The organism is Streptomyces saintjeani (assembly GCF_055409605.1).
Genome location: NZ_CP189624.1, coordinates 409256 through 421696 on the forward strand (window position 1 = coordinate 409256; position 12441 = coordinate 421696).

The window sequence follows — 12441 nt, forward strand, 5'->3', positions numbered from 1 at the left end:
GGCTTCCGAACAGCAGTGAAACCCACACCGGGCGCCTGCGCCAAACGTCGTCACCTGCGTAAAAACGCCTAGCGGTCCAGCACGGCGAGCCGGCACCGTACCGGCGTCTGCACCACCCGGAACCGCGTGCGCGGCGGGCGTCCTGCGGGCAGGAGGCGCCAGCGGGCCAGGAGCGTCGCGGTGACCACGGCTGCGGAGGTCATGCCGAAGTGGTCGCCGGGGCATTTGCGGGGGCCCGCCCCGAAGGGGAGGTACGTGTGGTCGCGGGCCGCCGGGCCGCTCTGCGGCCAGCGCTCGGGCGAGAAGGCGTCGGGGTCGGGGAACGCCCCGGGGTCGTGGTGGTACTGGTGCGGGCTCAGGTAGACGTCCGTTCCGGCGGGGATCGGGCAGCCGCCGAGTTCGGTCGCCCGGACGGCCGTACGCACGAGGATCCAGGTCGGCGGCCTGACCCGCAGCGTCTCGACGACGGCGCGTTGCAGCAGGGGCATGGCGGTGAGGTCGGTGTGGGTGGCCGGGCCGTCCGGGGCGACGGCGGTGACCTCGGCGGCGAGGCGCCGCTGGAGGTCCTGGTCGCGGGCGAGGTGGTGGAGGAGCCAGGCGACCGTGCTGTGCGTCGACTCCCCGCCCGCCACGAGGAGGGAGACGAAGTAGTCGCGCACCTCGTCCCGCGACGCGTCGTCCAGCGCGGCCAGCAGGCCCGAACGCTCGGGCGCCCGCAGCGCGACGACCTCGGCCCGGCGCAGGGTCTCCAGCGCGGGCCGGACACGCCGCGCGAGCAGGGGCGCGGCGGCGCCGGGCAGCAGGGCGTACAGGTAGAGCGCGGAGAACAGCCGGTCGGAGGCGGCGGCGAGCCGGTCGACCTCGGCGGCCGGGACGACGGGCAGCAGGGTCCGTACGGCGCTGCGGTGGACGTACGGACCGACCGCCTCCATGACGTCGACGACGCTCCCGGACCGCCACTGCCCGGCGAGGCGCCTGGCCTCCGCGCTCATCGCGGGGACGGCGTCGGCGACGCGCGCCCGCCGGAACGAGGGCTGGATGCGCCGCCGCAGCAGCGCGTTCCGTTCCCCGGGCGCGACGCCGAGGATGTCACCGAGGAGCGCGCGGGTGTTGTCGTGCAGGCGCCCGACCTTGTCGTAGACGTCCGTCCGCGTGACGAGGACGGTGTGGGCCAGCTCCGGATCGGTGACCAGCACACTGGGCCGCCCCCACAGCCGCACCCGCTGGACGGGGTGCCCGGCGTCGGTGCAGCGCCGCAGCCAGTCGGCGGGGTCGCGCAGCAGCGCGAGGGTGTGACCGGCGAGCGGTACGGCACCGGGGGCGAGCGGTGCTAGGGGCACGAGGTCTCCTCCATGCGGGTGAGCGCGGCGTCGAAGTGCCCGGGAAGCGCGTCGAGCCCGGGGACGCCGGTGTCGGCGAGGAAGGTGACGCGCAGGTGCCCGCGGTGCACGGTCCAGGCCACGAAGAGGGGCTGTCCCGGCACGGAGGGCGGGACGAGGAACGCGGCGTGGGCGCGGCGCCCCTGCCAGGCCGGCTCGGTGCGCAGCCGTACGTCGGCGAGGGCGAGGGGGACGCGGCGGGGGTCGATGGTGCGGCTGAGGCCGAGGCGGGCGCACCAGTAGGGCATGCGGTCGAAGAGGACGGTGTGCCGTCCGGCGAGTTCGGCGAGCCGCTCGGGGGACGCCTCGGTGCGCAGGGCCGCCAGCCGCGCGGCGGGCGACGGCTCGTGGCACGGGAGGGGGAGGACGGCGACGGCTCCCCGGTTGCCGAGCAGCCGGTGGGGGTCGTCGGCGGCGCGGACGCTGACGGCGAAGGTCGCCCCGAGGGGCGCGGAGGCGGCGTGCCAGGTGTCGGGGTGCCAGGCGCGCAGGGCTCCGGTGAGGGCGGCGAGCGTGATGTGGCTGAGTCCGGCGCGGGTGGCGCGGACGACTGTGTGCAGGCGGCGTACGTCGTAGGTGCCGAGGGCGGCGCGGCGGGCGGCGCCCGTCATGTGCTCGGCGGGCGGCCAGGGGGTCGGGCGGCGGCGGGGTGCGGGGAGCAGGTCCTTGAGGAGCGCGGCGCGTTTCGCGGGGCCGGTGATCGTGCCGGTGCCCCGGTGGGCCGTGTCCGGTCCGAAGAGCCGGTCGACGGTCTCGGCCACGGCCCGGCCGTCCTGGAAGGCGTGGTGGGCGCGGTAGGCGAGGGCGAAGCCGTCGCCCGTGGCGGGGGCGCAGATCCACAGGCCCCACAGGGGTCGGCCGGGGTCGAGCGGCAGGTCGAGGACGGCGTTCAGGGCGGGCGCGGGGTCTTCGAGGACGTCGCCGGGGACGGTGAGGGTGTGGATGTGGGCGCGGGGGTCGAAGCCGGTGTCCGGGGTCCAGTGGCGTCGTTCGCGGTCGGCCTTGAAGGTGAGTTCGGGCAGGCGTCCGCGCACGTGGCCGGCGAGTTGCTGCGGGGTGGGCGGCGGGCCGGGGAAGGTGAGGAGTGCGCCGAGGTGGAGGCGCGGGTCGGGGCCGTGGGCGGCGATCTCCAGGATCAGGCGGTCCCGGGTGGACAGGGGCTGGGTCATGGGGGCGCGGTCCTAGGCGGGGGCGAGGACGAGGACGGCGTTGTGTCCGCCGAACCCGGCGGAGACGGAGAGCGCCGCGCGGGCCGGGTGGGGGCGCGGGGCGGTCGGCAGGTCCAGGTCGATGCCGGGTGAGGGGCGGTCGAGGTTGGTGTTCGGCGGGAGCAGGCCGTGGCTGAGGGCGAGCACGGTGAGGGCCGCCTCGACGGTTCCGGCCGCGCCGAACAGGTGGCCGGTGACGCCCTTGGTGGAGGAGACGGGCGGCCGGTGCGGCAGCAGCCGGGCCAGGGCCTGGGCCTCGACGGCGTCGCCGAGGGGGGTGCCGGTGGCGTGGGCGTTGACGTACCCGATGTCGGCGGCGGTGATCCCGGCGTCGGTGAGGGCCGCGTGGACGGCGGTCGCGATGCCGTGTCCGTCGGCGCGGGGGCGTACGGCGTTGTGCGCGTCGCTGGAGGAGCCGTGGCCCAGGAGCCGGGCGTGGACGCGGGCGCCCCGGGCGGCGGCGTGGTCGGCGCGTTCGAGGACGAGGGCGCCGGCCCCCTCGGCGGCGACGAACCCGTCCCGGCCCGCGTCGAAGGGTCTGCTGGCGGCGGCCGGGTCGGTGAGGCGGTGCGAGAGGGCGCCGATCCGGTCGAACCCGGCGAGGTGGAAGGGCGTCAGGATGGCCTCGGTGCCGACGACCACGGCGGTGTCGCAGCGCCCCAGGCGCAGCAGGTCGGCGGCGAGGCCCAGGGCGCTCGCGCCGGACGCGCAGGCGGTGTTGACCGTCGTACTGGGGCCGCCCGCGCCGAGGGTGATGGAGAGTTGCGCGGCGATCGAGTTGGGCAGGGAGGAGGGGACGGCGAACGGCGACACCCGGTCCGCGCCCGCCGTGCGCAGCGTCTCGTGGTGGCTGTCGTAGGCGGTGACGCAGCCGGCGCCGGTGCCGACGAGGACGGCGGTACGGTCCGGGTCGGGGGTGAACTCGGCGTCCTGGACGGCGGTACGGCCCGGGGCCGCGCTCAGCCCCGCGTCCCTGACCGCCTCGACGGCCGCGAGGTGCGCGAACTGTGCGCTGCGGTCGAGCCGTCGGAAGCGTGCGGCCCCCAGCCGCTCCGGCGCGAAGGGCGGGGCCGGACAGGTGAGGTACCCGCGCCCGGCGACCTGTGCGAGCGTCGCGGCCGGCAGCCCTTTCAGGACCCGTTCCCAGGTGGCGTCCGTCCCGTCCCCGGCCGGGGTGAACAGGCCGATGCCGGTGACCGCGAGGGCGCTCACCGGGCCGCCTTCGCCGCACCCGTGAGCGCCAGCAGGTCGCCGATGGTCACGGTCTCCTGGAGCTCCCCGTCGGACACCTCCAGGCCGTGCCCCTCCCGCAGCACCTCCGCGAGTTCGGCGAGCCCCAGCGAATCGAGCCCCACCTCTTCCCGGAGGGTGTCCTCATGAAGCTCGGCATCCGTGCCGAGCGCGGCGAGAACGGTCCTGAGTTCGTCGAGAGTCATGCGGTCACGTGGCTTTCTGTACGAGGGATGAGGGTGACCCGGGAGTCGGTGAGGGTCAGCGAGAACGCGGCCACCGGCTTCGGCGGCACGGGCGCGCTCGCGCGCAGCTCCCAGCGGGCGGCGACGGAGGCGAGCACGATGACCATCTCGGTCCAGGCGAAGGACTCGCCCAGGCACCCGTGCGCGCCGAGCCCGAAGGGCAGGAACGCCGGACAGGCCCCTTCCGCGGAGACGGCCCAGCGGTCGGGCCGGAACGCGGCGGGCTCGGGGAAGTGCCGGGCATCCCGCTGGAGGGCGTAGTAGGAGAACATCACCATCGTCCCGGCGGGAACGGCGATCCCGTCGCCGAGCAGGGTGTCCCGGGTGGCGGTACGGGAGATGAGGTAACCCGGCGGGTAGAGCCGCAGAACCTCGGTGAGGATCCGCCGGGTCAGCGGCAGATGGGGCAGATCGGCGGCGGTCGCCGGACGCCCCGCCAGTCTGCCGTCCACCTCCACGTGGAGCGCGGTACGGACCTCGGGATGGGCGGACAGTTCGTGAACAGCCCAGGTCAGGGTGCGGGAGACGGACTCGACGGCCGCGATGAGGAACGTCATGATCTCGTCGTGCACCTGCTGGTCCGGCAGCGGCGCCCCGGTGTCCGGGTCCCGGGCGGCCAGCAGGGCGCCGAGCAGGTCGTCCTCGGGCGCGTCCCTCCGGCGGGCGACGAGGGACGTGACGAGCGTGGTCAGGTCCGACATGCCGCGCCGGAAACGCCGGTTGAGCGGGAGCGGGAGCCGGGCGAGGAGCCCGGTGGGGTCGGTGCCGCGGGTGCCGGCCCAGGCCATCAGGTCGGGCAGCGCGGCGACGACCAGGTCGAGTTCGCGTCCGGTGACGCCCGCGCCGAACAGGCAGCGGACGGCGGTCTCGGTGGCGAGGTGGGTGAACTCCCGGTCCACGTCGAGCTGTTGGCCCGGCCGCCAGCGGGCGAGGCGCTGCTCGGTGAGGGCGCTCACGGCGTCGGCGTAGCCGGGCATCCGGGACCGGGCGAGCACCGGCAGCATGATCTTGCGCTGCCGCCGGTGGAAGGGTCCGTCGGTGGCGAGGAGGCCGTTGCCGATGATGCGTTTCATCACCCGGAAGTGCGGGCTGAGGCCGAAGTCCCCGGCCCGCCGGGTGAGGAGTTCACGCACGGGCCGGTGGTCGTTCAGCACCAGGACGCGCCGGCGTCCGAGCCGGATCCAGACCGCCGGCCCGTGGTCGCGCAGCTCTTCGAGGTAGCCGAGGCGGTCGCGCAGCAGCCACGGCGCGTGCCCGGCCAGCGGCAGCCCGCCGGGAGCGGGGGAAACGTTCATGTCGGTCACCGGCCGAGGGCGTGGCCGAGGCCGAGCAGCACGCACACGTCGGCGAGCGCCGGGGTGTCGTACAGCAGGGGCCGGGGCCCGGCCTGGTCGGGTACGGAGGTGAAGCCGCCGTCGGGGCGCTGGCGGGCCACGAGGAAGTCGACGGCCCGGCCCAGGGCAGCTGAACGATTCGGCAGGTGGGCCAGCGCGATCGCCGCGTAGGCGGTGCTGATGGGATCGCCCGGATCCGCCTCCCGGTGCCCGAACCCGCCGTCGGCGCGCTGTACGGCGGTGAGGTGGCCGAGCGTCGAGCGGCGCAGCGCGTCGGCTCCCGCCTCGGTGCCGGGGCCGGCCGCGCGGCAGGCGAGGACGGTCCGGAAGGCCGCGTTGGTGGTGTTGCGGCTCCAGCTGCTCTCGGGCGGCAGGGCGATCCGGTCGGGGTGGGTGAGGTGGCGCAGGGCGCCGGTGACGGCGTGGCGGCAACGGGGGCTGGGGGCCAGGGCGTTGACGGCGGCGGCGGTCATGGCCCGCTCGGAGGCGACGCCGTGGGCGAAGGTGGGGAACCCGCCGTCGTCGTTGCGCTGCGCGAGGAGGAAGTCCTCGGCCCGGCGGACGGTGCGCGCGTGCCGGGCGGGGGCGGTGGCGCGGAGGAACTCCAGGCAGTACGCGGTGTCGTCGGTGTCGCTCTGCCGTACGCCCCGGGTGAAGCCGAAGCCGCCGTCGTCGTGCTGGAGGGCCGCGAGCGCGTCGGCGGCGGCGGGGAGTGCGGGGTGGCGGGCCTGTCCGGCGGCGGTGAGGGCGAGTCCGGCAAGGGCGGTGGTGAAGACGTCCATGCCGGTGATGAAGGGCAGTCCGCCGTCGGGGCGCAGGTGGCGCAGGGTGTGTTCGGTGCCGCGTACGGCCGCCGCGCGCCGGGTGGGGTGGTGGCGCAGGGCGAGGAGGGCGAGGAGGCGGGCGAGGTGGTTGCCCTCCCAGATCCGTCCGCCGTGGACGGTCTCTTCGAGGGTGGCCCACTCGGTGTCGCCGACCTGGTCGGGGCGTTGTCGGCCGTGGGCGGCGATCGCCTTGAGGGCGGTCATCTGGCGGATCAGCCAGGACTGTTCGCCGGGGGCCGCGTACGCCTCCCAGGGGATCTGCGGGTAGGGGGCGGCGCCGAGGGCGGCGAGCAGGATGTGGAACATGAGGCGTTTGCGGCCGGCCGTGAAGTGGACGAAGCGGTCCAGTTCGGCGTCCGCCGCGTGGGCCGCCGTGACGCCGTCGTCCAGGGCGGCGCGGGCGACGGCGGTCTGGAGGGGGTCGGGCGGGGCGGTGTCCAGCGTGTGCTTGAGGTAGCGGGCGAGGCGGTCGTGGGCCGGGTGGCCGGGGAGGAGGTCCGCGACGAGGGCCAGCAGGAGGGCGGATTCCAGGACGCGGCTCTCGACGGGTGCGCGGAGCACTCCGTCGGCGCCGAAGAGGTTCCCGACTCTCAGGGCGAGGCGGTCACGGCAGCGGCGCTGGTCCGTGGTCGCGGCCAGGGGGGAGAGGGCGGCCGGGATGCCGGCGGTGATCATGTGTTCCTTCGGTCGGGCCGGGGCCGGCTGTCACGAGTCCGGCGATGCGTTCCAGCGCCGCGAGCCCCGTGGGGTTGAAGGGCTGCGGGGGCCGGGTGAGCAGGTCGGTGAGTGGTATCAGCGCGTGCCAGGCGATCTCCCCCTCCAGGGCGGCGAGTCGGGCTGCGGCGGGCAGGCGCCCGTGGTGGACGGCGAGCCAGCAGGGCCCGTCGGGCGAGTCGTGCCGCTCGCGCCACACCTCGTACGGGTCGGCGGTGACCGCGAACTCCTCGGCCAGCTCCCGTACGGCGGCGTCGCGGTAGCTCTCCCCGGCGCGCACCGAGCCGCCCACGAGGACGTCGTGGTGGCCGGGCAGGACCCGGGCCGTGGCGGGGCGCCGGTAGACGAGGACGCGGCCGTGGCCGTCGTCCACGACGGTGGCCGCGATCCGGTGCAGCAGGCCGTCGGGCGCGAGGTGTCCGCGCAGCCCGGTGGAGAGGGGGCGGTCCGCGCCGTCGACCAGGTCAACTAGCTCACGGGCAGCAGGATTTGTCACTCGGCGTATCGAATAGGATGCGCTCCGTAATGTCAAAGGCGACCCCCGGAGCGTCCCGTGTCCGACAGCACTCTCATCGACCTTCTCCGCTCCGCGCAGCGCGCCGGGCCGGTGACCGGTCTCGAACTCGACGGACAGCGCGTCGTGCTGGTCACCGGCGCCGAGCAGGTCCGCGCGCTGCTCGTGGACGGGTCGGCGCGGTTCACCAAGCGCTCGCACCGGGCGCGGGCCCTGCTCGGCGACGGCCTGATCTCCGTCTCGGGCGAGCCGTGGAAGCGCCAACGCCGCCGCCTCCAGGGCTACTTCACCGGCGTGGGGCTGCGCGCGTGCGCCCCGCACATCACAGCGGCGGCCAGGCGGACGGCCGCCCGGTGGGCGGACCTGGCGGCCCGGGACGACGCGACCACGGACGTCGGCGAGGACATGCGGTTCTTCGCTCTGGACGCGATCTGGCGCGTCCTGACCGGCCGGGAACTCGACGAGGCGACGTCCCGCAGGCTCGCCACGATCGACGACGTGGTCGCCGCCCTGCCGACGATGGGCACCGACCCGGACACGGACGCCGAACTCGCCGAGCGGCTCGCCGGGATCGAGGAGGTCGCCCGCGAGGTCATCGCAGCGGCCCGCGAGACCCCCGGCGCCGCCCGGGGCATCCTGCACGACCTCCTCGACCCGGCCCTCGCCGACGCGTCCGGCCCCTACCCCGAGGACCTGGTCCGCGACGAACTGGTCACCCTGGTCGTCGCCGGGTACGAGACGACGGCGACCGCCCTGACCTGGCTGCACCTCCTGCTGGACGCCCACCCCGAATGGCGCGCGTGGGCGCTGGGCAGCGGCGCGCCGGGCACCCCGCAGCGCCACCGCGCCCTCCAGGCGCTGATCTCGGAGACGCTGCGCCTGTACCCGCCGGTGTGGCTCCTCCCCCGGCACGCGGAGACGGGCGGCCCGCTCGGCGCGTACGCCGTCGAGCCGGGCACCCGCGTCCTGGCCTGCCCCTACCTCACCCAGCGCGACGCGGACCGCGTCCCCGATCCGGACGCCTTCGACCCGACGCGTTTCACGGGCGGCGAGCGGCCCGCGCACGACACGCACCTCCCGTTCGGGCTGGGCCCCCGGGTCTGCCTGGGGCGGCAGTTCGCGCTGCTGGAGATGGAGACGCTGCTGGCGGCGCTCCTCCCCCATCACGCCCCTGACTTCGGGGTTCCCGTCTCCGGCGCCGTCTTCGCCGCGACCCTCCGCCCGCGCGGTCCGCTCACGGCGGTGATCCGTCCGGCCGATACTGACAGGATCTTTACGCGCACTGACGGTTAAGGTTCGTGTCCATGCGGGCCGCATCGATCAGCCGGGACACCCGCTCCGCCTTACGAGCCGGAGCGGTGCTGGTGCTTGCGCTGATCACGCTCCTGCACGTCCTGTGCTGCGCCCACGGCCCCACGGCGGCCGAGCCGTTACGCACGGACACCCTCACCGTCGCGTCGTCCGTCGCGTGCGATCCCCACCGCTCCGGCCACGGACCCCACGGCTCCTCGCACTGCGTGGACGCGGACGAGCCGACCGTCCAGCCGACCCGCGACCACCCGACCGGCCCGCTCGCCCCGGTCACAGCCGTACCCGCCGTCCTGCACCCGGCGGCGGCCCCCCTCCCGCACTTCTCCGGCGCGCCTCCCCCGCCCCTCCCGCCCGGCAACGACCGGGCCCGGCTCGGCGTGTGGCGGACCTGATCGGACCGGCGTCCGATCACGATCCGTCTCTTCCCCCGACCCACGGCCGGCCGTGTCCGGCCGCAGGAGAAGCACGCCATGACGCACACCCCCCACGCTCCGGTGTCCCAGTTGCTGGCCGACGCCAAGCACCCCCTCCACACGCCCGCCGGACTGGTCGGCGACACGCCCGTCCTGTGGATCGGCGAGCCCTTCACGGCCGCCGGACGCGGCTTCTGGGCCAAGCTGGAGGGCCACAACCCCGGCGGCATCAAGGACCGCACCGCCCTGTACATGGTCCGCGCGGCCCGCGAACGCGGCCAGCTGCGGCCCGGCGCCCGCATCGTCGAGTCGACGTCCGGCACGCTGGGCCTCGGCCTGGTCCTGGCCGGCGCGACGTACGGCCACCCCGTCACCGTCGTCACCGACCCCGGCATGGAACCCCTGATGACGGGGCTCCTCACGGCGTACGGCGCCGAGGTCGACCTCGTCACCGTCCCGCACCCCGAGGGCGGCTGGCAGGAGGCCCGGCGGCGCCGGGTCGAGGAGCACCTCGCGCGGGACCCGGAAGCCTGGTGCCCGGACCAGTACAACAACCCCGACAACGTGGCCGCGTACGCCCCGCTCGCCACCGAACTCGTCGCCCAGCTCGGGCGGATCGACACGCTGGTCGTCTCCGTCGGCACCGGCGGCCACTCCGCCGGGATCGCGTCCGTGCTGCGCGGCTGGTTCCCGCGCCTGAAGGTCGTCGGCGTCGACACCACCGGTTCGACGATCTTCGGCCAGCCCGCCGGGACGCGGCTGATGCGGGGGCTCGGCTCCAGCATCTACCCGCGCAACGTGGCGTACGACCTGTTCGACGAGGTCCACTGGGTCGCCGCCCCCGAGTCGGTGTGGGCCGCGCGCCACCTCGCCCGCAGCCACTACGCCACCGGCGGCTGGAGCGTCGGCGCGGTCGCGCTGGTCGCCCGCTGGCTGGCGCGGACACTGCCCGCCGAGGACCGGATCGCCGCCGTCTTCCCGGACGGGCCGCAGCGGTACGTCGGCACGGTGTTCGACGACGAGTACTGCCGGCGCCACGACCTGCTCGGGCGTCCGCCCGCCGACGAGCCGGACGAGATCGCCGCGAGCCACGAGCGGACGGTCACCCGCTGGACCCGCTGCACGCACGTCGTCGACCCCCTCGCGGTGACCGGGGTGACCCGGTGAGGGGACTGTGGCGGCAGACCCGCTCCTTCCCGCCGCCCGTCCGGCTGCTGATGGTCAACCAGTTCGCGATCAATCTCGCGTTCTACATGCTCATGCCCTACCTCGCCGCCCACCTCTCGGACGGGCTCGGGCTCGCCGCCTGGGCCGTCGGGCTGGTCCTCGGGGTGCGGAACTTCTCGCAGCAGGGGATGTTCCTGATCGGCGGGACGATCGCCGACCGGTTCGGGTACAAGGCGCCGATCATGGCGGGGTGTCTGCTGCGGACCGTCGGGTTCGGGCTGCTCGGCTGGGTGGACAGCCTGCCCGCGCTGATCGCCGCGTCGGCCGCGACCGGGTTCGCGGGAGCGCTGTTCAACCCGGCGGTGCGCGCGTATCTCGCCGCCGAGTCGGGTGAGCGGCGGGTGGACGCGTTCGCGACGTTCAACGTGTACTACCAGGCGGGGATGTTGCTCGGTCCGCTGGTCGGACTCGCGCTGCTGGCCGCCGACTTCAAGCTGGTGTGCGCTCTCGCGGCGGCGATCTTCGCGGGGTTGAGCCTGCTCCAGTGGCGGGCGCTGCCCGCACGGCACGGGGTCTCCTCCGACGGCGAGAAGAAGGAGAGCGTGCTCGCGCAGTGGCGGACGGTCGTCGCCAACCGGCCGTTCCTGCTGTTCTCGGCCGCGATGATCGGTTCGTACGTGCTGACGTTCCAGGTGTATCTGGCGTTGCCGCTCGCCGCCGAGGACGCGCTCGGGGCGCGGGGGACGGCGGTCACCAGCGGGCTGTTCGTGGTGTCCGCCGCCGTCGCCGTGGTGGGCCAACTGCGGCTCACCGGCTGGGCGAAGGGGCGGTGGCGTCCCGACGAGGCGCTCGTGCGGGGGCTCGCGGCGATGGGGGTGGCGTTCCTGCCGCTGGCGCTTCTCCCGCACGGGTCGTCGTACGCCGTGCTCGTCGGGCTCGTCCTCGCGGTGGTGCTGCTCGCGGTGGGGTCGGCGGTCGTCTACCCCTTCGAGATGGACACGGTCGTCGCGCTCTCCGGGGAGCGGCTCGTGGCCACGCACTACGGGCTGTACAACACCGTCTCCGGGCTGGGCATCACCCTCGGCAACCTCGTCACCGGGGCGCTGTGGGACTTCGCCCGGCGGCACGACGCCCTGTGGCTGACGTGGGTGTCGCTGACCGTGACGGGTCTGGCGTGCGCGGCCTCGGTCGCCGCGCTGGCCCGGGGCGGGCGGCTGCTGAAACCGGTCACGGTGTGAGCCGGTAGAGCGCCGTCAGCAGTTCCACCACCTGCTGGGTGGCGGGGTGCGGGTCGTCCCGCCACCAGGCGAGGCGTACGGCGATCGGCTCGGCGTCGCGTACCGGGAGGTACGCGACGCCGGGTCTCGGGTACTGGTGGGCCGTGGACTCGGCGGTCATGCCGATGCCGCGGCCCCCGGCGATCGCGGTCAGCCAGTCGTCGACGTCGTGCGTCTCCTCCACCGCCGGACGCGCGCCGGGCGGCCACAGGTCCGGGGTCGTCGTCCCGGTCCTGCGGTCCACCACCAGCGGGTGTCCGGCTCCGGCGAGGTCCGCGAGACGTACGGCGCCGTACGAGGCGAGGGGGTCGTCGGCCGGTACGGCGGCGACGCGGCGCTCCAGGCCGACGATCACCGAGTCGAGGCGGCGGTCCGCCGACGGGCGGCGTACGACGGCCAGTTCACAGGTGCCCTCGGCGAGGCCGCCGGTCGCGGAGTTGTGGCGGATCAGGTGCAGGTCCGTGGCCGGGTGGGCCTCGGCCCAGCGGCGCTGGAAGAGCGGCGTGTGCCGGCCGAGCGCCGACCAGGCGTAGCCGATGCGCAGGCTGGTGTGGCCGCAGGCCGCCTCGTGGACCAGGGCGTCGACCTCGGCGAGGACGCGGCGGGCGTGCGCGAGGGCGCGGGTGCCCGCTGCCGTGGGGGTGACCTCCCGCGACGTACGCCTCAACAGCCGTACGCCCAGGGCCTGTTCGAGGGAGGCGAGGGCGCGGGAGACCGCTGCCTGGGAGACGCCGAGGGTGATCGCGGCGTCGGTGAAGGTGCCCTCGTCGACGATGGCGACGAGGCAGCGCAGGTGCCGTAGCTCCACATCCATGCGTGCAGCGT

Annotated in this window: 12 protein-coding genes; 4 read left to right on the plus strand and 8 right to left on the minus strand. The window is 75.2% G+C overall.

All coding sequences use genetic code 11. The features are described 5' to 3' along the window. Positions 1-68 precede the first annotated feature (68 nt). From ACQCO7_RS01925 to ACQCO7_RS01955, 7 genes are read right to left on the minus strand one after another with little or no spacing between them, the layout of a single operon-like run. Positions 69-1340, minus strand: a complete 1272-nt coding sequence (locus tag ACQCO7_RS01925) for a cytochrome P450 (protein ID WP_464070110.1) — start codon at positions 1338-1340, stop codon at positions 69-71. Further along, the gene (locus ACQCO7_RS01930; RefSeq protein WP_464070111.1) at positions 1331-2548 is read right to left on the minus strand and encodes a wax ester/triacylglycerol synthase domain-containing protein; all 1218 of its coding nucleotides are present in this window, start codon (positions 2546-2548) and stop codon (positions 1331-1333) included. Before ACQCO7_RS01930 ends, ACQCO7_RS01925 begins: the two co-directional genes overlap by 10 nt. 12 nt (positions 2549-2560) lie before the next feature. Continuing rightward, the gene (locus tag ACQCO7_RS01935) at positions 2561-3799 is read right to left on the minus strand and encodes a beta-ketoacyl-[acyl-carrier-protein] synthase family protein (RefSeq protein ID WP_464070112.1); all 1239 of its coding nucleotides are present in this window, start codon (positions 3797-3799) and stop codon (positions 2561-2563) included. Further along, on the minus strand, positions 3796-4023 hold the full coding sequence (locus ACQCO7_RS01940; protein WP_464070113.1) for an acyl carrier protein: 228 nt from the start codon (positions 4021-4023) through the stop codon (positions 3796-3798). The genes ACQCO7_RS01935 and ACQCO7_RS01940 overlap by 4 nt, the downstream gene beginning before the upstream one ends. After that, positions 4020-5357 (minus strand): cytochrome P450, encoded by a 1338-nt coding sequence (locus ACQCO7_RS01945; RefSeq protein WP_464070114.1) that lies wholly within the window; start codon positions 5355-5357, stop codon positions 4020-4022. Before ACQCO7_RS01945 ends, ACQCO7_RS01940 begins: the two co-directional genes overlap by 4 nt. 5 nt (positions 5358-5362) lie before the next feature. Beyond that, entirely contained in the window at positions 5363-6895 is a 1533-nt protein-coding gene (locus ACQCO7_RS01950) for a prenyltransferase/squalene oxidase repeat-containing protein (RefSeq protein WP_464070115.1), read from the minus strand. Then, the gene (locus ACQCO7_RS01955) at positions 6825-7430 is read right to left on the minus strand and encodes an NUDIX domain-containing protein (RefSeq protein WP_464070116.1); all 606 of its coding nucleotides are present in this window, start codon (positions 7428-7430) and stop codon (positions 6825-6827) included. Before ACQCO7_RS01955 ends, ACQCO7_RS01950 begins: the two co-directional genes overlap by 71 nt. Positions 7431-7487: 57 nt before the next feature. Here ACQCO7_RS01955 and ACQCO7_RS01960 point away from each other — a divergent pair, with 57 nt between their 5' ends. From ACQCO7_RS01960 to ACQCO7_RS01975, 4 genes are all read left to right on the plus strand, one after another. Next, entirely contained in the window at positions 7488-8741 is a 1254-nt protein-coding gene (locus ACQCO7_RS01960) for a cytochrome P450 (RefSeq protein WP_464070117.1), read from the plus strand. An 11-nt stretch (positions 8742-8752) separates the two neighbouring features. Continuing rightward, a complete protein-coding gene (locus ACQCO7_RS01965; protein WP_464070118.1) occupies positions 8753-9151 on the plus strand; it encodes a hypothetical protein in 399 nt (132 codons plus the stop codon). 78 nt (positions 9152-9229) lie between these two features. Further along, positions 9230-10339, plus strand: coding sequence for a PLP-dependent cysteine synthase family protein (locus ACQCO7_RS01970; RefSeq protein WP_464070119.1), 1110 nt, complete (start codon positions 9230-9232; stop codon positions 10337-10339). Then, positions 10336-11577 (plus strand): MFS transporter, encoded by a 1242-nt coding sequence (locus tag ACQCO7_RS01975; RefSeq protein ID WP_464070120.1) that lies wholly within the window; start codon positions 10336-10338, stop codon positions 11575-11577. The genes ACQCO7_RS01970 and ACQCO7_RS01975 overlap by 4 nt, the downstream gene beginning before the upstream one ends. Here ACQCO7_RS01975 and ACQCO7_RS01980 read toward each other — a convergent pair. After that, positions 11567-12430, minus strand: coding sequence for a LysR family transcriptional regulator (locus tag ACQCO7_RS01980; protein WP_464070121.1), 864 nt, complete (start codon positions 12428-12430; stop codon positions 11567-11569). The genes ACQCO7_RS01975 and ACQCO7_RS01980 overlap by 11 nt on opposite strands. Between the last annotated feature and the right edge of the window lie 11 nt (positions 12431-12441).